This window comes from Terrimonas ginsenosidimutans, assembly GCF_022012415.1.
Classification (GTDB): Bacteria; Bacteroidota; Bacteroidia; order Chitinophagales; family Chitinophagaceae; genus Terrimonas_A; species Terrimonas_A ginsenosidimutans.
Genome location: NZ_JAKLTR010000028.1, coordinates 18,873 through 42,822 on the forward strand (window position 1 = coordinate 18,873; position 23,950 = coordinate 42,822).

Here is a 23,950-nt window from a genome sequence, read left to right on the forward strand (position 1 = left end):
TAACCATGAAGATCCTTCAGCATTCGATCATCTTTCTGACCATGTTTTTGGCTTTGTCCTGTGATCAAGAAAAGAAAGAAGAGACCACAGAAAAGACATCCATTCCCGCGGATACGATCCCTAACCTCGCGCCGGACATTCCCGGCGGGAATTCATATGCCCAGGTTGATATCTCTCCGATGGACATGAGTTACTTTCCTGTTGATTATCCGAAGATCAAAATGGCCAATAGTTCAGCAGCGCAACCGCTTGCACGGGTAGTGTATAGCCGTCCCCATCTTCAGCGCCGGCGCCTGTTCGCAGGAATTCTTAAGTATGATGAGCCCTGGCGACTGGGTGCCAACGAATCAACGGAGATCGAACTTTTTAAAGAAGCAACTATCCAGGGTAAGAAAGTCAAAGCCGGCAGATATATCATGTACTGCATCCCTCACCAGGATGCGTGGACCATTATTTTCAATAACAACATTGACACATGGGGCCTGAAGCAGGACCCGGCGAAAGACGTAGAACGTTTCCGCGTTCCAGCCACCAGCGGGAATCCACCACTGGAATATTTCACCATCGTTTTTGAAAAAACAAATACAGGAGCGGATCTTATTATTGGTTGGGATGATGTGCTTGTAAAGATGCCAATGAGTTTTTGATCTCCTTTTTACGGTCATTGCCATATTTACGTCACATACTTGATCATATCCATCCCTATTAGATCCGGAAACGGCCAGCACTCCGAAATATTTAAGATATTTACATCATGTGCGGGATTGCCGGGACTATACAAAACGCGCCTCTCTATAACAAACAGCATGTGCAGCAAATGATGCATGTGCTGGCTCATCGCGGCCCCGACGGTGAGGGTTACTGGCAAAATGCAGACAACTCCTGCCTTCTCGGTCATCTGCGCCTCGCGATCATCGATACAAGTGACGCCGCCGCTCAACCACTTCACTATACACCTCCCACCGGATTTGATCAACGTTACAGCATCGTCTACAATGGGGAAATATATAACTACCAGGAACTGAAAGACGAGCTGAGAAAGCTTGGCTATAGCTTTCAAACGGCATCAGATACGGAAGTGATACTGGCCGCCTATGATTGCTGGGATGAAGACTGCCTTTTACGGTTTGATGGAATGTTCGCATTTGCCATCTGGGATGAAAAAGAAAAAGAACTTTTCGCCGCGCGTGACCGCTTTGGAGAAAAACCCTTCTATTATTGCCGGGATCAAAACGCTTTGTTATTCGCATCTGAAATGAAAGCGCTTTGGGCCGCGGGGATCAGGAAAGTTCCTAACCTGAAAATGCTTTTCAATTTCATCACCATCGGATATGTTGATAATCCTGAACGCCCGGAAGAGACGTTTTTTGATAATATCTCACAACTTCCGCCGGCATCCTCCTTGTTCTTCTACCCATCCACCGGCGAACTGGTAATTGAACCTTACTGGGAATTGTCCACAGACATACATCGCCCCGAAAATGAAAAGGAGGCAATAGAACGGTTTGGAGAAATGCTGGAAGGATCGGTAAAAAGAAGGCTAAGAAGTGATATGCCTGTGGGCACTTCGTTAAGCGGCGGGCTGGACAGCTCTTCTATCTCGTCCATGGTCAATACAATCAGCAGTCAAACATTCTCACAACATTGTTTTACGGCAGGTTTCCCGGATTTTGGAAAAGATGAGATCGCCTTTGCCAGGCTTGTAGCAGATAAATTCGGCCTGCAGCAACATATTACCAATGTAACAGTAAATGATCTTCTGGATAAATGGAAAATATTCTGCCATCATCAGGAAGAACCCGTGAGTTCGGCCAGCGCTTTTGCTCAATTCAAAGTATTTGAACTGGCAAAGCAGCATAATATCTCTGTGTTACTCGATGGGCAGGGGGCCGATGAAACCCTGGCCGGGTATCACAAGTATTATAAATGGTACTGGCAGGAATTGTTTCATCAGCGAAAGCTCATCCGCGGCAAAGAAATTGACGCAGCGAGAAGGCTGGGCGTTCAGGAACCTTTTGGACTAAAGAATGTACTCGCCAGCCTGCTTCCCGACCTTGCCTCTGTGATCCTCGAAAAACAATACCTGTTCCACGCATTGGCGCAGGAAGATCTTGATCGCGACTTCGTCAGGCTGCAAAGCAAAGAAGCTTATTACAGTACGCCTGAATTAAGCAGCCTGAATGGGATACTTCATTTTAATACCTGTATTCACGGATTGAATGAATTATTGAGATATGCAGATCGTAATTCGATGGCACATGGAAGAGAAGTAAGGCTTCCATTCCTTGACCACCAGCTGGTGGAATTCGTCTTTTCGCTTCCGCCGGAATACAAGATCAGGCAAGGTTGGACGAAATGGATCCTGCGGCAAAAAATGGATCCCCAACTTCCTGGTGAAATTACCTGGAGAAAAGACAAAACGGGTTTCGAACCGCCACAGAAACAATGGCTTCAAAACAAAGTAATGCAGGAGATGGTGCACGCGGCAAGATCTGCACTGGTAGCGGAAAATGTATTGGATAAAAGAGTGCTGTCAAAACCCCTTCAACCTGCGGATGCGTATGATAAGAATAATTATGACTGGCGATATCTTAGTGCTGCCAGCACTTTGTTTACATCAGCCTGAGTTACATTACTAAAGAAGAAAGGAGTACGCTGCTCGCCATACTCCCTTCATTATACACGCTGAGAAAACTAAGCTTATTTGTTATCGGCACGTTTAAATTTCGTAACCGTCTCAAGGTTTCCGTAGATATCAGATTTCACCGTGTACCAGTTCTCCTCATCACGCAGATTGATCACAAACTGTACTTCGTTATCTGCCATTGTTTCTGTTACACCATAGATCTCTTTTCCGCTATGCTTTTTTTTCAATTTTGCCAGGATGTTCGGCTGCAGCTCGCTCTCCCCATAATAACGGATCGTCTTGATCAAAGTACCGTCATCTGAAAACTGCGCTCTTACCTGGATCTGGTTTTGATTGAAGTTCGCTTGCACAAAGTCAGTGTAGTTATGCCACGTTATATCTTTTGCCAGGGCAAATGTTTCTTTAAATGCTTTCAACACTTTTTCCGTTGGCTCAGGCTTCGGAGCTGCAAAAGCGATCACACCGGCCATCATTGCTACTGCTAATAATAATTTTTTCATGGTTACTGTTTTTGATGATTAATCGTTAGCTGATACAAAGTACCGACATCAATGAGCATAAGGCAAGCGTTTAGGTATTATTGGTAAATGAAGTTTATGTTTCCGGAATATCATGTGTTGCATGCTCATTGCTGAACCGCTGTTTAAGCTGGTCGAAATATGTTTTTAGCATCTTGAAACGTGATTCAGCAAGGCAGATTCCCCGTTTAAACTAATTGTTAAAAGCCTGTGCTGGTGGATGAGCGGCAACCAGTTGTTGATATTGCATTCTGAAATTATTTCCCATCTTTGCATCCTGTATTCCGGGAAGGGCTAATACTTCGTATTTACACGGTTTTTCAGAGCTATTATGATTATCCTTCCGGTATAAATTCATCATCTTAACATTTTGATATGAAGCTTGCAACAAAGTTCATTCACGCAGGAGCAACTCCTGACCCTTCCACAGGTGCTATTATGACTCCGATATTTCAAACCTCTACGTATGTGCAGGAAGCTCCGGGTAAAAATCAGGGATTCGAATATGCCCGCAGTCAAAATCCCACCAGGAAAGCACTTGAAGAGGCGCTTGCGCAAATTGAGAACGGAAAATTCGGTCTGGCATTCTCAAGCGGAGTAGCAGCAACCGATGCTGTGATCAAATTGCTGGAACCCGGAGATGAAGTAATAGCAGCTGCTGATATGTACGGCGGCACTTATCGTCTCTTTACAAAAGTGTTCGAGAAATTCGGAATAAAATTCCTTTATGTAGATACAACAGATCTTTCTAAAATCGAAGCGGCTGTATCTCCAAAAACAAAATTGATCTGGCTGGAAACGCCAACAAACCCTTTGATGAATATTACCGACATTGAAGGCGTTGCGGCTATCTCAAAGAAAGCAGGATCCATGCTTTGTGTCGACAATACGTTTGCTTCCCCATACCTGCAGAACCCACTCGATCTTGGAGCTGATATAGTCATGCATTCTTCCACCAAATACCTGGGTGGACATAGCGATGTGATCCAGGGCGCGCTGGTGATGAATTCACCGGAGCTTCGTGAAAAACTTTACTTCATTCAAAAGAGCTGCGGTGCGGTTCCCGGTCCTATGGATTGCTTTCTTGTATTAAGAGGTATCAAGACACTTCATTTGCGGATGCAGCAACATTGCATCAATGGGGAAAAAATTGCCCAGTGGCTTCGCAGTCATCCCAAGGTTGGAAGGGTATACTGGCCCGGCTTTGAGGACAATGCAGGATATGCTATAGCAAAAAAACAAATGCGCGGCTTTGGAGGCATGATCAGCTTCGAACTGAAAGATGACAGCCAGCAGGAAGCGATGCGCGTCCTTTCCTCAACACATTTATTTTCACTGGCAGAGAGTCTTGGCGGTGTCGAATCTTTGATCAATCATCCGGCTACGATGACACATGCATCGATTCCCCGCGAAGAGCGTATCAAAAATGGCTTGTCCGATTCATTGATCAGACTAAGCGTTGGCGTTGAGGATGCAGACGACCTGATCGCCGACCTGAAACAAGCTATCGGATAATTGTCCGGAAAGTTTTGGCATTGTATCTGCAAAATGAGGTATAGGGTAGACATTATTTCATCACTAAAAATACCAACTATGCTATACCTTATTGCTATAATATTATTGATCGGTTGGGCGCTGGGCTTTTTCGTTTTTTCTGTAGGAAGCCTTATACATATCCTGCTGGTTATTGCTATCATCGCGATACTGTTGCGCCTTATCCGGGGTCAAAGCCCGGTCTAAGGGACTAAAACATATGACGAAATCGTTAATAGATTTTTTAAACAAGAAGGTTGATGAATATAATCAACCTTCTTTTATTAAAGATGATCCTGTTTGCATTCCACACCTGTTCACCAACCCTGCCGACCAGGAAATTGCCGGCTTTTTTGCTGCAACCTTTGCCTGGGGTAATCGGACAACGATCATTAATAAATCAAGGGAACTGATGCAACTGATGAATATGCAGCCACATCAGTTTTGTCTCTATCACACCGATAATGACCTCAAAAACCTGCTGAATTTCAAGCACAGAACATTTAATGCAACCGACCTTTTATACTTTATAGAATTCTTCAAACATCATTACAGCTCTTCCCGATCACTGGAAACTGCATTTACAAAACACGGATCCACCATTGAAGAAATGCTCTCCGGCTTTCATCGTTACTTCTTTTCACTGGAAGATGCACCTCCGCGTACAAAAAAACATGTGGCCACCCCGGATAGAGGCTCCACCTGTAAACGGTTGAATATGTTTTTGAGATGGATGGTGAGAAACGATGACAGGGGAGTTGACCTTGGTATCTGGAGAAACATTTCACCTTCGCAATTGATCTGCCCCATCGACCTGCATGTTGCGAGAGTTGCCCGTAAATTCAAAATGCTGAAACGAAAGCAAACTGACTGGGATGCTGCGGAGGAATTAACCGCACAACTGAAAAGGCTTGATCCCGATGATCCGGTGAAGTATGACTTTGCGTTATTTACATTGGGCATTGCAGATCGGTATTAACAACGGCGGGTGAATATCCATTTCCCGGGTCATTGATATCTGCTTTACGAAGGAACCCCTTCCGTCTTCACGGTAAAATAAACCGGGAAGACGTGAAGGGGCTCTTTATAAATTATCTGTTCCTTTTTATTGAGGACGCGGTCACATTAACGTGGTCAGCTCTTAAAAAGTTAGAACAGGAAGAATCTTTCTCTTCCGCCCACCTTCTTTTTTACTCCGGCTGCACGTACGTTATACGTAAACGTTGCCATGAAATATTGCGTGAGCGTGTTGGTAAAACTTGATGTGATCATATTCCTGTTCACATAAGCGTTCGCGTTCTGATTCTGGTCAAGGATATCGAATACGCTTAAACGGAGTACGCCAACTTCATCTTTGAGCATCGTAAAGTTCACAGCAGCATTCCAGCGAACAACATCTTTTGGTACGCCTGCAGGTGCATTGCTGTTGAAGGCATAACTGCATTGTGTTTCCCAGATCACATGTTTTGGCCATCTGATGATCAGTTCGTTATCCCAATACCTGGTATTTACTTTCAGCTTGTTAAAACGGGTAGTTGAATAGCGGGTAAAGTTATGCCCCAGAGAAGCATTAGAATTCCATTCTATTTTATCATTCCAGTTGAGGCCAATTCCGGCCCATTGATTCAGCGTCCAGGTAGATTGCCAGCTTATCTCACTATTGTATAGCAGCTGATTTCTGTTGTAGCTATAATACGCCCCGGTATTCCAGGAGAAGATGAATTTCTGATTGTTCTTGTATTGTTTGTAGAGGTTATAGTTGACGTAAAAATTCTTACTGCCATCTGCATTCACTGGCATTGTGGTCTGTACACCTTTTTCATCTACCATAATACTTTGGATGATGTCATTCCTGGTAAATGATCCGCTACCGTAGAAGTTGACATTTATAAAACGTTTCGGGTCATTGAAGTAATAGTTTACAGAAAAGTTATCCCTTCTGGAAGGTTCAAGCGACGTGTTTCCTTTAGAGATATAATATGGGTTAGTATTATCCGTTACGGGGATCAGGTAAGTGTAAGAGGGCAATATCACGTCACGGCTATAGTTCAGGTTGATTTGCTTGAACACGATACCCAGCGCAGGAAGAATGTTGGTGCTTTTCTGTTTAAGAGGTGCTGGCAATGACGCAAGGTCATTATCTACATACTGGAACAATGCTCTGGCACTTGGTGTAACAGTGAGATTCTTCCATTTGAATTCAAGCCCTGGTGTCAGCAGGATGCGGTTGCTATTACGTTCGAAGCTGCTTGTACGCAATGCATCCGGTACATCAGGCGCCTGATTGTTCGGATCTTTGCTGAAAGTATTGACGTCATTATTGACCTTCCCATATTCATACCTGCCGCCCATGCGGATGGTCATTTTTTTTGAGAGCGGCTCGCTATAGTTGAATGCAACACTTGCGTCAGTTCTCGGGATCCGCTCGTTCCTTAACTGAGCAGCCAGACTATCATAAGGCGTCGGATAGAAAAAATCGAGTCCTGTATTGGTATTAAAATCGTTGTAACGATTGTTAATATCAAGATTATGATTGACTGTAAACCTTCGCCCCTTTTTTGTCTTTGACATACGGGTAATGCTCACAGAATGTCTGTAATAATGGTTATCAGAAAGATTCCGCTGGATAACATCTCCCGCACTTAACGCACCAAGGATATTGCTGGAGCTATTGATCACACTTGCCCGGTTCTCGTTCGTCAGGCCAAGCGTATAATTAGCATTGATCAGGATATTTGTTACTGAGTCAGGCTTTAACCGGGCGCCTGCACCAATATTATGCGCATTGGTTATACTTAAACTGCGAAGGGCCGTTTGGTTAGAGACGATGGTATCTCCGTTAAATTGCTGTGTTTCGCTTTCAGAAATACGGTTGTTACGCACATTGCCATAAAAATACTGGAGGAATAAAGATTTTTTTGCGGAAGGAGCATGGTTCAGGTTAAACCCTACACCTTTACTCGACGCAACACCTCCGTTCTGGCTTCCGCCAAAATTGACACCGTTGATGGATACGCTGGAAGATCCGGAACTGCTGTTGTTAATGGTAATACTTGATCCGCTACTCGCTGCCTGGTTACGCTGCATCCCCCCGGTTTGCATCAGCTCAGAAAAACTAAATCCAGGTCTGTTCAGGTTGTTTGCATAAGCAAGGACGCTTAGCTGCAAGGTATCGCGATAGATATTTGCAATCCCACCCGCTTCGTATAGCTCATCCGTTCCGCCGCCTGCATACAGTTTTCCGAACCATCCTTTTTTCACGCCTTTCTTCAATGTTATATTAATGACTTTACCAACGTTGTTGATATTATCATCGCCATTGCGCATAAGTTCATCTTTATCATCTGTGACCTGTACTTTATCGATCACGTTTGCAGGAAGGTTTCGGGTGGCCATTTTCGGATCATCCCCAAAGAATGTTTTCCCATCTACCAGGATCCGGTTAACAACTTTACCATTTACGGCGATGTTTCCATCCTTGTCTACCTGTACACCGGGAAGCTTCTTCAAAAGGTCTTCCACAAGTGCATTCGGAAGCGTTTTGAAGGCTGATGCATTAAATTCGATCGTATCTTTTTTCACGATCACGGGAGGTCTCTCCGCGATCACAAGTACTTCATCAAGTGATTTTGCATCAGGCGCCATATAAACATCGCCCAGATCCTTCACTCCGTCACCAGCGCTTATAATGAACTCCTTTCGATAAACGCCAAATCCCGAAAACGAGATCACCATACGGCAATTAACGTCAAATGGAATGCCCGGGACTTTAAAGTTCCCTTCAGGATCACTCAGCCGGTAGGTAATGATAACGGTATCGACCGCTTTGAAAATGGTAACGGTTGCGAGGCTAAGAGGCTGTTTGTTTGTAGAATCAATGACCCTGCCCTTTAATGTCCCCTGTGCCGAGGCGATGCTGATCAGACCGAAAATAACGGCCAGCATCAATAAGATCTTTCTCATTCGATTGGTAGTGGTTTAGTGACGCTAAACTACGATAATATTCGTACGAAAGTCATCGAACATCTGCTTTAACTTTTATTTTGCAAATTTTATTGGCCAGGAAATTCTAGATAATGTATTGTTAATCAACCTTTAATAATAAAATTCGTCATATGTAAGAAATATGAACAATTTCGTACGAACTATTTCATACGTACGCAATAGCCCTATCTTTATGACCTAAAAAAGCATAGGTGGAGAGAGAACAATCATTGATTCAGGTTTGCGACCAGCTCGGTCTTGAGGTTCGGCATCAGGATCGGCCTGATCTGTTGGGCGCTTTGGAAGAGGAGATCAACCGCCTGCTGGTGCACGACTTTGACAGGCTGATCGCCATACTTTACCGGGTTGATGTAAGTGAACATAAGCTGAAAGACTTGCTGAAGAAACAATCTGGTGAAGATGCGGCGAAACTTATCGCTTCATTATTGATAGAACGCCAGCAACAGAAGATCAGATCCAGAGGAGAGTTCAATTCTTCCGATGATCAAATTAATGAAGATGAACGCTGGTGACATGCATTAAAAAACCCACGGAATTCGTGGGTCTGAATAATTATTTATCGCTCTTATTTCTGTTTTTCCTTCCCGAACATTAACTCCTTCACTTTCTCTTTGTCTTCCTTCTCCTTTTTCAGATCGAACATCGTTCCGAACACGTGATCCCAGATCGTGGAGCTGACACCAAATCCATTGTGTTCATTTTTGTAATGATGCAGGTGATGATTTCGCCATAGACCCTTCATCCATTTGAACGGAGGGTTCCATGCGTGAATTGCATAGTGCATTGTACCATACATCAGGTATCCCAGGATAAAACCAGGGAAGAACATAAATGCCTGCTGACGGACAAACAGGTAGGTCAAAGCAAAAATTGCAGAAGCAATGATAATGCTTGGAACCGGAGGCATGAATAATCTTTGCTTATCCCTTGGATAGTGATGGTGATTACCATGCAGCGTGTAGATAAATTTTTGCGCCTTTGTGTTCTCACTTACCCAATGAAACAGGAAACGATGGGCAAGGTATTCAAAGAATGTCCAGAAAAACATACCGCCAACGAAAGTCAGCGCGACACGAAGAACCGGATAATTCAAATTGGCATTGCTATGATACAACATGTATCCTATCACAGGAAGATACATTCCCCAAATCACCAATGGGTGGGTTTTGGTTAACATTTCAAGGTAGTCACTCTTGAAAAGACGTGCCTGACCTTTGTTATGGATCTTTTCAAACTGCATGCGGCAAATATAAGGATATTGTAGTGTGCAACGGGAGCTTAACGTGTTAATATATAATCAACTGGGAGTGAATATGCATGGATGGTGCGACGGGGTGCAATTGCACAATTATCGCTATTTTGCCGCGCAAAGAATATTCCGGCCTTAACATCCGGTTCTACAAAAATGATCCTGTTATGAAACTTTTATTCAGAAAGGCGGAGATCGGCGACCTTGATCCAATCTGGGAAATTTTGCAGCAGGCCATCGAGCGCCGCCGGTTGGATGGCAGCAATCAATGGCAGGACGGCTATCCCAACCCTGATGTTGTCCGTAAGGATATTGACAATCGATATGGCTTCGTTCTGACTGAGAATAATACCATTGTTGGCTATTGTGCCATACTTATCAATGATGAGCCGGAGTATGCCAACATTAAAGGCAAATGGCTGACAAACGGAGATTTTGTTGTGTACCACCGGGTTGCCATTTCGGAAAACCATCTCGGAAAAGGGCTTGCTCAGGAAATGCTGCGTTCAATTGAACAGTACGCACTGGATAATCATATAAACAGCCTGAAAGCCGATACGAATTTTGACAATGCAGGAATGCTTCGAATTTTTGAAAAGATGGGTTATGTGTACTGCGGTGAAGTCACGTTCAGAGGATCACCAAGAAAAGCTTTCGAAAAAGTACTGGCGGTGTAAAGGTCCCCTGTTGCCATGATCGTATAAGATAACAAGCAGGGTATGGGTTGACGTTGTTAAACTGACTGCGATGTCCTGCAAACCTCTTCCTCCATTACCTTTGCTGCACTTGCAATGAAAATAATAAACAATGAAATTAGTTTCTTACGTTAAAGATCAGCGCGAACAATTAGGCGTACTCATCGATGGATTTGTGTACGATATGGAGACCCTGCACCCTGAGCTGCCGGGAACGATGAATATGTTCTTACAATACTGGGAAGATTATCTTCCGATTGCCACCGCCGGCGAATTGATGCTGCGCGAAGGATCACGCTCCAGCAACCGCCGCACTCCGGTGAGCGAGGTTCAGTTACTCGCACCCGTTCCCTATCCTACGAGTTGCCGTGACGGATATGCCTTCCGCCAGCACGTCGCAGCGGCCCGCCGCAACCGCAAAGTGGAAATGATCCCCGAGTTTGATCAATACCCGATCTTCTATTTCACCAATCATCATAGCGTTAAAGGACCAGGGCCGGTGACCTGTATGCCTGATCACTTCGAAAAACTGGATTTCGAACTGGAAGCTGCGATCGTGATCTGTAAGCACGGACGAAATATCAAAGCGGAAGACGCAGATGAATATATTGGCGGACTGATGATCATGAATGACCTCAGTGCGCGCAGGCTACAGATGGAAGAAATGCTGCTGAACCTGGGCCCCGCAAAAGGAAAAGATTTTGCCACCACTATCGGGCCATGGCTGGTCACACTGGACGAATTGAAAGAGTTTGAGATCGCGCCCAAAGAAAATCATACTGGTAAAAACTGGAACCTGACCATGAAATGCCGTGTTAACGGTCAGCAGGTGAGCCTCGGAAATCTGGGCGACATGGATTGGACATTTGCAGAGATCATCGAACGGGCTTCCTACGGCGTAGACCTTCATCCCGGCGACGTGATCGGCAGCGGAACTGTCGGCACCGGTTGCTTCCTCGAACTCAACGGCACCGGCAAACTCAACGACCCCAACTACACCGAACAATGGCTCCAGGACGGCGATATCGTCGAAATGGACATTGATCAGCTTGGAACATTAAGCAACAGCATAACCAGGGAAGAAGGGGATTGGAGTCTCCTCGCTCTACGCAAATAAACCATGAACGCGAATGAGCACGAATGGCCGCGAATGAACGCGAATGAACACGAATGCGCACGAATGGCCGCGAATGAACACGAATGCTGCCCTACTGAGGAGAAATATCCTGTAACAGCGTCATAGGGTCTTCTTTACCTGACAGACACTATTCGCGTTCATTCGCGGCCATTCGTGCGCATTCGCGTTCATTCGCGGCCATTCGTGCTCATTCGCGTTATGTGGTTAATTAGCGTTGCGGATCTCTTCACAGATATACTGCTCCCCCCTCATCACGGCCTTGACGGCTTCAAAGATCTCTTCGGGTGAAGAGTTTTTGGTGACATATGCGCGGGCGCCCAGCTCAAGCATTTGCCGTGCATAAGATGCCTGGTTATGCATGGATACTGCGACGATGCGGGTTTTGGGAGAAGACTCAAGAATATACGGCACGGCATCCAGGCCGGAAGCGTCCGGAAGGTTGATATCAAGTAATACTATATCGGGCTGCTGTTCGGTGATCATTGGAATAGCCTCAGCAAGGGAACCACTCTCTCCGGCAATTTTAACTTCCGGCATTTCTTCAAATAGAGTCATCCACATCTGACGTACCAACTTGTGATCTTCAACAAAAGCAAGGGTTATCTGTTTCATAGTTTCGAATGCACAAGTTAATGCAGTGGGATCGATATTTCCAACTCACACCCCTTCCCCGGCTCGGAATTAATGGAAAGATCTCCTGAATAAAAGTCAACCCGGCTGCTGATATTCTTCAAACCAATGCCCTTGGCCTTCTGTGTTGTGTCAAATCCAATGCCGTCATCAGCTATTGAAAAGGAGAGGTGGCGTCTATCCATTGAAAGGGAAATAACTGCATGAGTCGCACTCGCATACTTTCTTACGTTGTTAAGCTGCTCCTGCGCTATCCGGTACAACATCACCTCCATGTTCTTATCGATCTTGATACTCTCTGTGATTTCGGTGATCACACTCACTTTCAGATCGCCGGCGATATTGATCTCCTCGGCCAGTTCCTTCAACGCCACGAGCAAACCCATATCTCCAAGAGATGGCGCAACAAGTGATTTTGATAATTTCCGGATCTCCTCAATAGCATGATCCAGGTTATCTGCACTGCGGGCGATAAGCTCTTCCTGCTTGGAAGGATTGGTGGCAGACATCTTCAGATACATCCTTACTGTTGCCAGGATCTGGTTGATATTATCATGTAATTCACGTCCAAGCTCTGTACGTTCTTTTTCCTGAGCCTGTATCGTTACTTCGGTGATCAGTTTATGTTGTTTTAATGATTGCTCTGCCCTTTCCTGTTCCTGTTTTCTTTTTTCAGCAAACTTCTGTTCGGTAATATCACGTGTGTTCACAAACCATTTTTCTTTGCTGACAACGATATTCCAGTGAAGCCATTTCCATGTCTGGTCCTTACAAAGCGTATAGGTTTCAAAAGACAGGCGGTCCTTCCGCGCATCGAGCATTTCTTTTACACGCGATTCATCTTCCGGTTGAAGAAAATAGAACAGACTTTTATTGATCGCCTCCTGTGGTGAAAACCCGAGTATCACCTGAAATGCGGGATTGATCTCTTCGATCATAAAGCTTTCTGCATCTATAATGCCTATAATATCCGCAGAGTTGTTGATCAGTAGCGCCGCATTCTGCAGGGAAATATTCTTCTCCCGCAGTTCTTTCTGCTGCATTTGGAGCTTGAGAAGCACAGCCACCTTAGCGCGCGCGATATCCGGATCAAGAGGTTTGAATAAATAATCGATGGCGCCTTCACTGTAACCCTGCATCACGAAACTGTGTTCCTTGCTTTCCGCAGTAGCGAAAATTATCGGAATATCCCGGGTGCGCTTCTTTTGTTTCAGTAATTGCGCTACCTCAAACCCATCGATATCCGGCATCTGAACATCCAAAATGATCAGATCCACTTCTTCTTCTAATGCTTTCTTCAACGCCTCACTTCCGCTATTAGCTGAAATAAGCGTGCGGTCGGGAGACCCCAACAAGCTTTCCAATACCAGGATATTTGCGGGTTTGTCGTCTACGATTAAAATGACAGCTTTGCCGTTCTCCATCATACCTCCGGAATTTTCGATAAAAAAAATGATATCTCTTTAAGCGTACCTACTTTCTTCACACTCTTTGTAGCGATCGCTGCAGCTGGCATCGATGGGAACTGCGCTTCAGCTGGATCCTGCGCAATCGTAAACCCTCCATAATCACTGATCCGTTTTATCCCCGCAGCACCATCCCTGTTTGCTCCGGTCAGAATTATCCCTACCAATCCTTCGCGATAAGCGACTGCTGCCGTTTCAAACATTACATCCACCGAAGGGCGGCTGTAACTTACCGGTTGATCCACAGTCAGCGAGAACGTCCTGTCGGTTTCTATCAGCAAATGATAACCGGGCGGTGCCAGGTATATGATGCCTTTTTCTATCGATTCCTTCTCATCCGCCTGTTTCACTATCATCCCCGTCTTTGATTGCAATAATTCTTCCAGCAATTCGTGCTGTTCTGCCATCCGGTGCTGAACGATGATCACCGGCAGGGAAAATTTTTCGGGCAAATGCTCCAGGATATAGAACAAAGCATGCAGTCCCCCAGCTGACGCTCCGATCACAATCGCTTCATATCGTTTTCCTCCAGGCACTTATTTTATTTTCATATAGATCCTTTCCTTCCGGTCAACCTCTTCGAATGACCGTTGCTGTGCTCCGAAGCGCAAAGATTCCTTGTTACCTAACCCCAGGTATCCAAACATACACAGGCTTCCATGAAAAAGATCCAGCACACGCTTCTGCAATTCCTGGTTAAAATAAATAAGCACATTGCGGCACAGGATCAGCTGAAACTCATTAAACGCCTTGTCCATTGCCAGGTTATGGGCAGAAAAGACAATATTTTGTTTTAACGACCTGTCAAACATCACTGAGTTATACTTCGACATATAATACTGCGAAAAAGAACCAGTGCCTCCCGACTTCTGATAGTTGCCGGTATATGCTTTCATACTTGATGCGTCATACATTCCGTCCTTTGCGATCTGCAAAGACTGCTGATTGATATCTGTTGCATAAATGACCGACCTGTCGAGTATTCCTGCTTCTTTGAACAAGATCGCCAGGGAGTAAACCTCTTCGCCGGTTGCGCAACCTGCCACCCACACCTTAATAAACGGGTAGGTGGCCAGCCTTTCCACCACTTTTTCCCGTAAACTTTTATAGAATCCCGGATCGCGGAACATTTCAGTAACGGTCACTGACAGCTCCTGCAAAAAGTCCCGGAAAATGTTTTCATCTCTTAAGATCAATGACTGCAGGTCCGCCAGTTCATTGATCCTGTGCATTCCCATGTAATGAATGATCCTTCTCTTCACTGAGGCTTCGGCATAACCTGTAAAATCGTATCCGTAAGAAGAATGGACCGCTTTCAACAGATTTCTAAAGGCTCCATTATCTAACTCCATTCAGTTTCTTTTACAGATATTCATCCAATATCGTTCCCATCTTTTTACCTCCATTTTGATACACAAAATATTCTGGTGTCAAAAAATGTGTTGCTTTTTTTACTTATAAAGCCATACGCGCATCAGGGAGAGCAGTTGCTCAATATTCACCGGCTTTGAAATATAATCAGACATACCCGCATCGAGGCATTTTTCCCGGTCGCCTTTTATCGCCTTGGCCGTAAGCGCGATGATCGGCAATTTTTCAAAGTGTGGTATGGCCCGGATCGCACGCGTTGCTTCAAAGCCGTCCATCTCCGGCATCATGATATCCATTAAAATGATATCCACTTCAGGGTGCTCTTGCAATTCTTCCACCGCTCTCTTTCCGTTATCGGCTACAATGCATTCCATTCCTTCTTCTTCCAGCACATTTGTGAGGGAATAAATATTCCGGATATCATCATCCACTACCAGTACCTTCTTTTTCACGAGCACTTCATCCGTGCGATGAAGTTTGCGGATGATCGTTTGTTTTTCTTTCGGCAATCTTGACTCCACACGGTGCAGGAACAGCATCGTCTCATCAAGAAGGCGTTCATGGGAATTCGCCGTTTTCAGCACTACTGTATTTGCATACTTCATCAGCTGCATATTCTCTTCACGCGTGAGGTCCTTGCCTGTATAAACGATGATCGGGATACGTTTCAGTGTTTCTGTATCCTTGATCTTTTCCAACAGATCAAATCCTGACATATCCGGCAGGCCAAGATCAACAATGATGCAATCAAAATGATCTCCGTTCAGCATATCTACTGCCTGCTGACCGGAAAATGCGGGATATGATTTCACATCTCCATTTCCTATCAGCTCCCGGATCGCAGTATTCTGCTGTTCATTATCTTCTACCACCAGCAGCTTTTTCATTTTCCTGTTGGTGAATTCCTCGATACGATCGAATGCATTCATCAGGTTGTTTGGATCCACCGGCTTTTGAAGAAAATCAAATGCTCCAAGTTCAAGACTTTCTTTTTTCAGGTCATACCCCGAAATGATCTGTACAGGAATATGCCGCAGGGATGGATCATTCTTCAGGTATTTCAATACCTCTGAACCATCCATCACCGGAAGTTTCATGTCCAGCAAGATCGCATCCGGTTTATAGTATCTGGCATAGCTCAGGCCTGTATTACCCTGCACGGCCACTATCGCTTTGTAATTACGCTCCCTTACAAAGTCAAGTAACAGTGAAGCAAACGATGGATCGTCTTCCATGATCAACACCACTTTATCTTTTTCAGAAATGGAATGGCGGTCATCATTCACTTCTCCTTCCTTTTTTGGGAAGATAGTGACCGTTTTCTCCTCTGTTATTTTCTGTTGTGGCTCTTTCTCTTTAGCCTCATAGCGTCTGTCGCCCGATACGTTGAACGATTCGCTGAACCGTTGCGGAATAAACAGGGTGAATGTACTTCCGATCCCTTCCTCACTGGTCACAATCAATTCTCCTCCGAGAGCATGTGCCAGTTCACGGCTGATCGATAACCCTAGCCCCGTGCCTCCAAATTTTCTTTTTGTACTTCCATCGGCTTGCTGGAACGCTTCAAAGACCATTTCAAGTTTATTTTCCGGAATTCCTATGCCCGTATCTTTTACCGAAAAAGACAACACTTCAGCATGGATACCCAGGGCCGGATTGCGAAAGCGAAGTGTAGCAGGCGCCTTCTGAACAGACAATACAACCTTGCCACCTCTTTCAGTGAATTTAAATGCATTGGACAAAAGGTTCCGAAGGATCTGCTGGAGCCTCTGTTTATCTGTAACGATATAATTGTCTATCGATGGATCACGATCGATCGAAAACTCAATGAATTTGCTTTTCGCCAGTTCATCAAACGTCGAATGGTTGCCGGATTCGATCTCATCAAGAGTGAGTTCACTGATCTCCAGTTCCATTTTTCCAGCTTCCACTTTCGAAAGGTCGAGTATTTCATTGATCAGTTTAAGCTGATCATTTCCTGAATTATAAATATTTCTGGCAAATTCTACTTCCTTGTCATTAAGCCGGTGCTCTTTGTTCTCGGATAGGATCTTGGAAAGAATAAGGATGCTGTTCAGCGGTGTACGCAGTTCGTGGGACATGTTTGCCAGGAACTCGGTCTTATATTTACTTGTCAGCTCAAGCTCTTTGGCTTTTGTTTCAAGCTCTATCCGGGCATTTTCAAGTTGATTACGCTGTTCCTCCAGCATGTTTGCCTTTTCTTCAAGTTCTTCATTGATCTGCTGAAGTTCTTCCTGCTGAGCCTTGAGCTCTCCTTCTGATTTTTCCAGGAGATCTGTTTTCTCCTGCAGCTCTTCGTTGAACTGCTTGAGCTCCTCCTGTTGTGCCTCGAGTTCTTCTGCCTGCTGCTGAGACTCTGCGAGCAGCTCTTCTGTTCGTTGACGTGACTGCGAGGCGGCAATAGCAATAGCGATCGTTTCGCTTAACCTGTTCAGCAGATCCTGCTCGATCGCAGAAAAGCTGTGTACGGACCCAAGTTCAACAACGCCACGGATCTCATCGCCCGCCAGCAATGGGAGACAGATGATCTCCCGGGGCACCGTCTGACCAGTACCGGAACTTATACGCAAATAGTCTGGCGGAACCTCTTTGAAAAGGACCGGCTTTTTTTGTGCGGCAGCCTGCCCGGCAAGTCCTTCACCCAGGCTCAGCGTATCCGGTGTTCCGGCAGGCAAGCCATAGGCGCCTGCCAGCTTAAGCTGACCGATGTAATTGGCAACATATATAGCACCTACCCTGGCGTCCAGGTAAGAACAGAGTTGTTCAAGTGCGGCCTGTGCGATCGAATCTGTGACTGTCTCTCCACGGATCTTTTCATTTAGCTGCAGGTTTGCAGTAAGGATCCAGTTCTTTTCCGCCGTTTCCTGTTCTGATCTCCTAAGAGCCTTAAGGTTGGAAGTAATGATCCAGTAAACAATAAGCAGTGTAAGGCCAATGACAATAAGAAGGGAAATAAAGACGATCGTAAAGTTGCTTGCATCATGTTCGCTAATCAGCTTCCTTTGCTCAAGCAGCCGGATCTCGATGTTGCGGGCGTTAATGGTGATCCTCCTTATTTCATCCTGAATTAACTTTCCTTCTCCCTTGCTGATAAATGTGCTGGCATCAGTGAGGTCCTGGCTTCTCCGGCTGATAGCCTCGTCCAGGTTCTTACGCCGCAGTTCTAACTGAGGGCGAAGTTTTGCCACATTGTCCTGCTGAATGGAATTGTCCCGCGTGAGTTCGGCGGCGTTATCAAGATGCTGAACAGCGGAGGAAGTTGCCGACCGGTAGTTTTGAAGATGATCCCGATCCCCCGTAATAATGTATCCACGCGCAGCACTTTCAGCATCAAGAGTTGCCGCCAGTATCAGGTCAAATTCATACATGACTTCATGCGTATGAGCCACCATCTGGCTGGCACGCATAAAGCGTTCACTGTTCCGAAAAGAAAAAATGGCTACAGCCACCAGAATACACGTGCAAACAGCAAATCCGAGCAAGATCCTGCGACTTAAACTCATCTTCATAAAACCTTGAATTTTGGGGATAGTGGAGGTACAGATCAGCCGGAATACATTTTCTTTCCTGTGCTGAAAATGTCCCTGCTAAAAATAAAACATGTTTAACAGAAATCAACTTACACATGCGTAAAAAATGGACAATCTCGTTCATTATGAACCGATACGGTGTTCAACAGTGGTGAATCCCCGAAACATTCCATTTGTTTTAGCATAAACTCTTATAATGATCGCATCAGATTAAATCACAGCAGCACACTGGCCGTTCCAGATAACACTTCACATGTATCTTATCCGGATGATCTTCCTTAAAAAAAGCAGCCTGTCTTTTCAGAATGCGCTACCTCAATTGAGTGAAATTTCTCAAAATGGTCAAATTAGCCATCACCCGGTATACAAAAATGATTGTTTCGAGCGATATAGCCTTTCATCCGTAGAAACCCCGGGGCTTTCATTCCAGGCTCACGGATAAATTTTCTAATCAAAAACCATAATATGAAACACACAGCAAAAAGATTTAAAGCAGCAATCTTATTATTCAGTTTAATGACGATCGTATTTGCCTGCAAAAAAGGCGATGAAGGACCAGCAGGCGAGCCTGGTACGGCCAACGTAATTTTTTCACCATGGATGAAAACCACTTCATGGATCCCATCCACCACATCAACGGGATCGGGCAAAAGCACTTTTTATTTTGATATCAATGCGCCACAGGTGACGCAGGGGATCATTGATAGCGGTACCGTGATCGTATATATGAAGTTCGTAAATGATCCGGATGGAACGGGCATTGCGAAACCGCTGCCAAGTGTTTACTACAATTTGGGAGGAGCGTCTACCCAATACAGATTTCAACATGGCCTGATGTTATCAAAGGTCAGGGTGATAGCAGATGTTATTCCCAGCGGAACGCCGGCCAATAGTAATGATGTCCGCTACATTATCATTCCGGGTGGAGTACCTCTTACCGGAAGAATGGACATGAGCTATGAAGCGGTTTGTGAGAGATATGGCATTCCTAAATAATGCCTAACAGAGAAGAGGCTGCCGTTCATTGTGAGGCAGCTTCTTTTTTATCCGGGTTATTGTAGAGACGATCAGTCGCCCAGGCAGTTCCCAGTGTCTTCGTGTAATGTTTGATACAATTTCTTTGTTATGATAGAGCCTTGCCATAACTTAAGTGCTTACACCTAAAGTAAAAACAATTAACCCTTAATTTTCGAAATAACTGATTGAACTTGTATTTGTTGAATTTTCTTTCGGTAGTTTACAATAACAAAGCCATTACGTATGAAGATTCATTTTTTTTAAGTTGGAACTATTGTTCCGGGTTAAGGCTCTGTTTCTTTTCGGTAATTCTTCTTTTCCATTTGTCTGCCCATAGTTGATCGGGCAAATTCAGTTCAGTCTTTTGGTACAAGTTCGGATAATTGCAGGTCCAGCGCCTTTGCGATGGCAACCAGCGTTGTTAGTGTAGGATCACCTTTACCACTTTCCAGTGTCCACACTTGGCTATACGCAATATCTGCCGCGTAGGAAAATTCGCGTGTTGACAATCCACGTTCCTCGCGCAACTGCTTCAGCTTTCGCCCGAATGCATTCAACATTTTCTGATCCTTATTATTTCTCGGCATCATAGTAAGATCACTCATTTAAAAAAAATAACTGACCTGATTTATCAAGTCTTTTATAAAAATCGGTAGATTAGTGGAAGAATAATTGCAGCAGCAATTCTTTCTTAGACTATATACTGTTAAGCACGACTTTTCCCCCATTCAGCATTTTATTTTCTATTGATTGATCCTGCGCGATATTATAGCTCCGGGATCCATGATTCATATTATTCACCGCGGCAAGCCGCTCAAAATATTTATTATGACAACATCAGCATTGGCAATTGTTAATCCCCGTTATTTTCTTAACAGGCTCGCACTGGAGCATTCTGCGGATTGTCTTTCACTTGAGCCCAAACAGGTTATTCAGCAGTTATTTGCTAAAACGCCTTTACCGGTAATGCAGGAAATGTTCGAAGAGTTTTGCGAAGCAGCTGTTGCTCCTGCCTGTTATTGGCCGGGTCGCAACCCGGAAGTGTTGCTGAAGTTCAGTGAGGAAATGGAAAAGCTTATCGAATCATGCTATCTCCTGTATCGTGACAAGCGGAGGCGGCAAGATGCTGATCATCCTGCAGAGATCAAACAGTTTTTCACTGTGTATTCGTTAGCCGATTGGAAACGGATCTTGCGCGACTGGGTGCGTGCGGCATTATCAGTCAACAGTGTTGCAGAGACGGGGAATCCAAAAGAAATGATCCCCTTTGTTAATGGGATGGAGAAATTGATGAAGTCGATGGGGGAGTTTGCGAGGTACTAACCGTCATTTTTCGACGGCGGTCGGGGCGCTTTTTTCTTTTGCGGGGGAAGGAGTTTTTTTTAACGGGAGCGTTGAGGGCTCTGTTTGGAGTTTGCCGGACGGGCAAGGCGCTTTTTTTTTCGAGGGGTTGCCTCGAAGACTCCGTTTACTTTTTTTGCCTTGAGGCAAAAAAAGTAACAAAAAAAGATCAAGGCTACGCGCAAATAGCCAGCCCCGCACTCGATGCGGGGGCTAAAAATTATGGGCTTCACCTGGCACTAAAATAAACTCGCCGGAAGAATGTTTTGGAATTGATTGGCGTGCTGGCTCAGACAATATTTTAGCGCCCTCGCCTTCGGCTCGTCGGTTACGCCCATAATTTTTTTAACGCCATTTGCGCTATGCCGCCCCCTCTTAAAGCGGGGAGAAGGCCTTTATAGAAATGTAGCCTAACGGTTTTCGCTGGCTTTATTTCTTCTTTAGCATAAAAGTTAACTCTTCAAATTATAATACAGAATCGGAACTATAACGAATCTTCTCCGCAAAAGCCTCCCCCTCTCTCAACGCCCCCGGCCTTGGAAAAAATGGCGTTAAGAAAATGGGAGGCTGGCACCGTCTGAGCCACACCGCAGGTGTGCGAAGGCGCCAAAAACTGTCTGAGCCCAACACGCCATTCAATCCTAAACCTGGACGGGCGAGTTTTTTTGGTGCAGGTGACATCCTCCCATTTTTAGCCATTTTTTCCCAGCCTTGATCTTTTTTTGTTACTTTTTTTGCATCAAGGCAAAAAAAGTAAACGGAGTCTTTCGACCTCCCGTCGAAAAAAAACGCCTTGCCCCTCCGGCAAAAAAACCGAAGGCCCCTTTCAATTCTCCCATCGAAAAAAAAGCGCCTTGCCCGCCCGGCAATCTTCCACTATATCACTACTTTATTCCGCTTCGTAACAGTTCCGCCTCCTTTATTCTTCACACCGCCGAGGCCGGAAGACTTCATCTTCAAACTTTTTTCCGCGTTCACTTCAGCGCCACCAATGCCGTTATTATCGATGTCCATCGTCTGCACAACAAATTTCGCTGCTTCAAGGCTGCCTACTGATTTGTTTCGGATCACGGCATTATCAGCTTTACCTTCCAGTTCCAGGTTACCCACACTTTTGTTTTCCAGGTCAAGGGAACGCGCAGACAACTTCAATTCTACATTACCAACGCTTGAATTGTTCATCTTCAGATCGTCAAAGGTAAGCGTGCCCGTGGTGGTGATGTTGCCAACGGTTTTCAGATCAATTGATTTCAGCTGTTTGAACGTGATATAAACCGTCATATTCTTTTTTGACTTGATATTCGTATGCTTCTTCATATTGACAGTTAATCCATCTTCGCTTTGCTCTACCTGTATCAGTTCCTGGAGATTGTCTTCTGCTTCAACCTTTACAGCTTCTGTGCTCCCCTGGGACAGAACCACGTTAAAGACACCGCCAACGGTAAGCCGACTGAATGACTTCACTGGAACATCCCTCGTGATCACATTTCCACTGCCTTCATACTTTTCATTTTCCTGTGCTTTAACCGTTCCAGGGAGGGTCATGGCTGTAATTGCAAGCATTGCTAACATCTTTCTCATAATAAAATGGTTTTATTGTTTTTTTGATTATGGCTAATGACGAAATCCTTCGTAGAACGAAGATGCATTTCTTTTTGTTACAGCATTTTCAAAATAATTACGAATGGCTTTTAAACCCGCTGAGTGGAAATTCACGGCGGTTTTGGTTGTTTTTTGATCGTAACTGTTCACTTTTGCATATCGGGCTAAGAGCCGCCCGGTATAACAATTATGACCCTTGATCTTGCCGGCCTTACCGCGGCCGAAAAACAATATTTTCTGCAGCATGCTATTGCCCCAAGGCCCATCTGCCTTGCATCCACCATCAATAGCGAAGGGGAAATAAATCTTAGCCCCTTCAGCTTTTTCAACCTTTTCTCCTCCAATCCGCCGGTAGTGGTATTCTCGCCCGCACGCCGCGTGCGTGATAACACGACCAAGCACACCTTAGAGAATATTCTCGAAGTACCGGAAGTGGTGATCAATATTGTGACGTTTGAGATGGTACAGCAGGTTTCTCTCGCCAGTTGCGAGTATCCTAAAGGTGTGGATGAATTTTACAAAGCAGGTTTTACTGCCGAACCGGCTTCCCTCATCAGACCACCGATGGTAAAGGAAAGTCCGATCAAAATGGAATGCCGGGTCCTGGAGGTGAAATCACTGGGAACTGAAGGTGGCGCAGGCAACCTCGTCATAGCGGAAGTGATCCGCATGCATATCAACGATGAGCTTCTTGACGGGAACCGGAAGATGGATCAGCGAAAGATCAATCATGTGGCCAGGCTTGGTGGCGACTGGTACTGTGCTGTAAGTGAGGCAAACCTTTTCCAGGTAGAAAAGCCAAACACAAGGCTTGGGATTGGGCTCGATAGCCTCCCTTCTTCTATCCGGAACAGCCAGATCCTGACCGGAAATCATCTGGGTCAGCTTGCAAACGTACACGAAATGCCTGTTGTAGACGCTGCCTATGAGGACAATCATTTAAGACAGATCATTCAGTATTACAGCCTGAACCCTGACGATATGGAGAAGGAACTGCACCTACACGCGAAGAAATTACTGGATTTCGGGCTTGTAAGGGAAGCCTGGCAGGTCTTATTAGCAGGAGTATGAGATGGCCGATGGCCGATGACCGATGGCCGATGACCGATGGCCGATGACCGATGGCCGATGACCGATGACCGATGACTCCATTAGGATTCAAGTTATCGCTGCCAGTCTGTATAGAT

22 protein-coding genes are annotated in these 23,950 nt (G+C 45.1%); 11 read left to right on the plus strand and 11 right to left on the minus strand.

Annotated features, from left to right (window positions below):
* Positions 1–5 precede the first annotated feature (5 nt).
* On the plus strand, positions 6–647 hold the full coding sequence (locus LZZ85_RS26735; RefSeq protein ID WP_237876884.1) for a DUF2911 domain-containing protein: 642 nt from the start codon (positions 6–8) through the stop codon (positions 645–647).
* A gap of 107 nt (positions 648–754) precedes the next feature.
* Positions 755–2,626, plus strand: coding sequence for an asparagine synthase (glutamine-hydrolyzing) (gene asnB, locus LZZ85_RS26740; protein WP_237876886.1), 1,872 nt, complete (start codon positions 755–757; stop codon positions 2,624–2,626).
* A 74-nt stretch (positions 2,627–2,700) separates the two neighbouring features.
* Here the strand turns inward: asnB and LZZ85_RS26745 are convergent, their stop codons facing one another.
* A complete protein-coding gene (locus LZZ85_RS26745) occupies positions 2,701–3,147 on the minus strand; it encodes a hypothetical protein (RefSeq protein ID WP_237876888.1) in 447 nt (148 codons plus the stop codon).
* 211 nt (positions 3,148–3,358) lie between these two features.
* Positions 3,359–3,526, minus strand: coding sequence for a hypothetical protein (locus tag LZZ85_RS26750; RefSeq protein ID WP_237876890.1), 168 nt, complete (start codon positions 3,524–3,526; stop codon positions 3,359–3,361).
* A gap of 14 nt (positions 3,527–3,540) precedes the next feature.
* On the opposite strand from LZZ85_RS26750, the gene LZZ85_RS26755 reads away from it, so the two are divergent.
* The 3 genes from LZZ85_RS26755 (at position 3,541) to LZZ85_RS26765 (ending at position 5,677) form a co-directional block, all read left to right on the plus strand.
* Complete coding sequence (locus LZZ85_RS26755) at positions 3,541–4,680, plus strand: cystathionine gamma-synthase (RefSeq protein WP_237876891.1); 1,140 nt, start codon at positions 3,541–3,543, stop codon at positions 4,678–4,680.
* Positions 4,681–4,758: 78 nt separating this feature from the next.
* Complete coding sequence (locus LZZ85_RS26760; protein ID WP_237876893.1) at positions 4,759–4,905, plus strand: lmo0937 family membrane protein; 147 nt, start codon at positions 4,759–4,761, stop codon at positions 4,903–4,905.
* Positions 4,906–4,918: 13 nt separating this feature from the next.
* Positions 4,919–5,677: a TIGR02757 family protein gene (locus LZZ85_RS26765; protein WP_237876895.1), complete on the plus strand. Its 759-nt coding sequence runs from the start codon at positions 4,919–4,921 to the stop codon at positions 5,675–5,677.
* A gap of 170 nt (positions 5,678–5,847) precedes the next feature.
* On the opposite strand, the gene LZZ85_RS26770 is transcribed toward LZZ85_RS26765, so the two are convergent.
* Positions 5,848–8,661 (minus strand): outer membrane beta-barrel protein, encoded by a 2,814-nt coding sequence (locus LZZ85_RS26770; RefSeq protein ID WP_237876897.1) that lies wholly within the window; start codon positions 8,659–8,661, stop codon positions 5,848–5,850.
* 233 nt (positions 8,662–8,894) lie between these two features.
* On the opposite strand from LZZ85_RS26770, the gene LZZ85_RS26775 reads away from it, so the two are divergent.
* Positions 8,895–9,215, plus strand: a complete 321-nt coding sequence (locus tag LZZ85_RS26775) for a hypothetical protein (RefSeq protein ID WP_237876899.1) — start codon at positions 8,895–8,897, stop codon at positions 9,213–9,215.
* 53 nt (positions 9,216–9,268) lie between these two features.
* On the opposite strand, the gene LZZ85_RS26780 is transcribed toward LZZ85_RS26775, so the two are convergent.
* A complete protein-coding gene (locus LZZ85_RS26780; protein ID WP_237876901.1) occupies positions 9,269–9,943 on the minus strand; it encodes a sterol desaturase family protein in 675 nt (224 codons plus the stop codon).
* A gap of 176 nt (positions 9,944–10,119) precedes the next feature.
* Between LZZ85_RS26780 and LZZ85_RS26785 the strand changes: the two genes are divergently transcribed.
* Together LZZ85_RS26785 and LZZ85_RS26790 are read left to right on the plus strand one after the other, a co-directional pair.
* Positions 10,120–10,629, plus strand: a complete 510-nt coding sequence (locus tag LZZ85_RS26785; RefSeq protein ID WP_237876903.1) for a GNAT family N-acetyltransferase — start codon at positions 10,120–10,122, stop codon at positions 10,627–10,629.
* A gap of 130 nt (positions 10,630–10,759) precedes the next feature.
* A complete protein-coding gene (locus LZZ85_RS26790) occupies positions 10,760–11,764 on the plus strand; it encodes a fumarylacetoacetate hydrolase family protein (protein WP_237876906.1) in 1,005 nt (334 codons plus the stop codon).
* 225 nt (positions 11,765–11,989) lie between these two features.
* Here the strand turns inward: LZZ85_RS26790 and LZZ85_RS26795 are convergent, their stop codons facing one another.
* The 5 genes from LZZ85_RS26795 to LZZ85_RS26815 all read right to left on the minus strand — a co-directional run bounded on the left by LZZ85_RS26795 (position 11,990) and on the right by LZZ85_RS26815 (position 18,782).
* Positions 11,990–12,397, minus strand: coding sequence for a response regulator (locus LZZ85_RS26795; protein ID WP_237876908.1), 408 nt, complete (start codon positions 12,395–12,397; stop codon positions 11,990–11,992).
* Between the two features lie 17 nt (positions 12,398–12,414).
* Positions 12,415–13,842, minus strand: a complete 1,428-nt coding sequence (locus LZZ85_RS26800; RefSeq protein WP_237876910.1) for a response regulator — start codon at positions 13,840–13,842, stop codon at positions 12,415–12,417.
* Positions 13,839–14,417 (minus strand): chemotaxis protein CheB, encoded by a 579-nt coding sequence (locus LZZ85_RS26805; RefSeq protein ID WP_237876912.1) that lies wholly within the window; start codon positions 14,415–14,417, stop codon positions 13,839–13,841. Before LZZ85_RS26805 ends, LZZ85_RS26800 begins: the two co-directional genes overlap by 4 nt.
* Positions 14,418–15,233, minus strand: a complete 816-nt coding sequence (locus LZZ85_RS26810; protein WP_237876914.1) for a CheR family methyltransferase — start codon at positions 15,231–15,233, stop codon at positions 14,418–14,420. It lies immediately after the preceding gene.
* A gap of 99 nt (positions 15,234–15,332) precedes the next feature.
* The gene (locus LZZ85_RS26815; protein ID WP_237876916.1) at positions 15,333–18,782 is read right to left on the minus strand and encodes a response regulator; all 3,450 of its coding nucleotides are present in this window, start codon (positions 18,780–18,782) and stop codon (positions 15,333–15,335) included.
* A gap of 486 nt (positions 18,783–19,268) precedes the next feature.
* Here LZZ85_RS26815 and LZZ85_RS26820 point away from each other — a divergent pair, with 486 nt between their 5' ends.
* On the plus strand, positions 19,269–19,799 hold the full coding sequence (locus LZZ85_RS26820; RefSeq protein WP_237876918.1) for a hypothetical protein: 531 nt from the start codon (positions 19,269–19,271) through the stop codon (positions 19,797–19,799).
* Positions 19,800–20,176: 377 nt separating this feature from the next.
* Here the strand turns inward: LZZ85_RS26820 and LZZ85_RS26825 are convergent, their stop codons facing one another.
* Positions 20,177–20,425, minus strand: a complete 249-nt coding sequence (locus LZZ85_RS26825) for a helix-turn-helix domain-containing protein (protein WP_237876920.1) — start codon at positions 20,423–20,425, stop codon at positions 20,177–20,179.
* 223 nt (positions 20,426–20,648) lie between these two features.
* On the opposite strand from LZZ85_RS26825, the gene LZZ85_RS26830 reads away from it, so the two are divergent.
* A complete protein-coding gene (locus LZZ85_RS26830) occupies positions 20,649–21,143 on the plus strand; it encodes a hypothetical protein (RefSeq protein WP_237876922.1) in 495 nt (164 codons plus the stop codon).
* Positions 21,144–22,037: 894 nt separating this feature from the next.
* Here the strand turns inward: LZZ85_RS26830 and LZZ85_RS26835 are convergent.
* Complete coding sequence (locus LZZ85_RS26835; protein ID WP_237876924.1) at positions 22,038–22,742, minus strand: head GIN domain-containing protein; 705 nt, start codon at positions 22,740–22,742, stop codon at positions 22,038–22,040.
* A 210-nt stretch (positions 22,743–22,952) separates the two neighbouring features.
* On the opposite strand from LZZ85_RS26835, the gene LZZ85_RS26840 reads away from it, so the two are divergent.
* Positions 22,953–23,834: a flavin reductase family protein gene (locus LZZ85_RS26840; protein ID WP_237876926.1), complete on the plus strand. Its 882-nt coding sequence runs from the start codon at positions 22,953–22,955 to the stop codon at positions 23,832–23,834.
* Positions 23,835–23,950 lie beyond the last annotated feature (116 nt).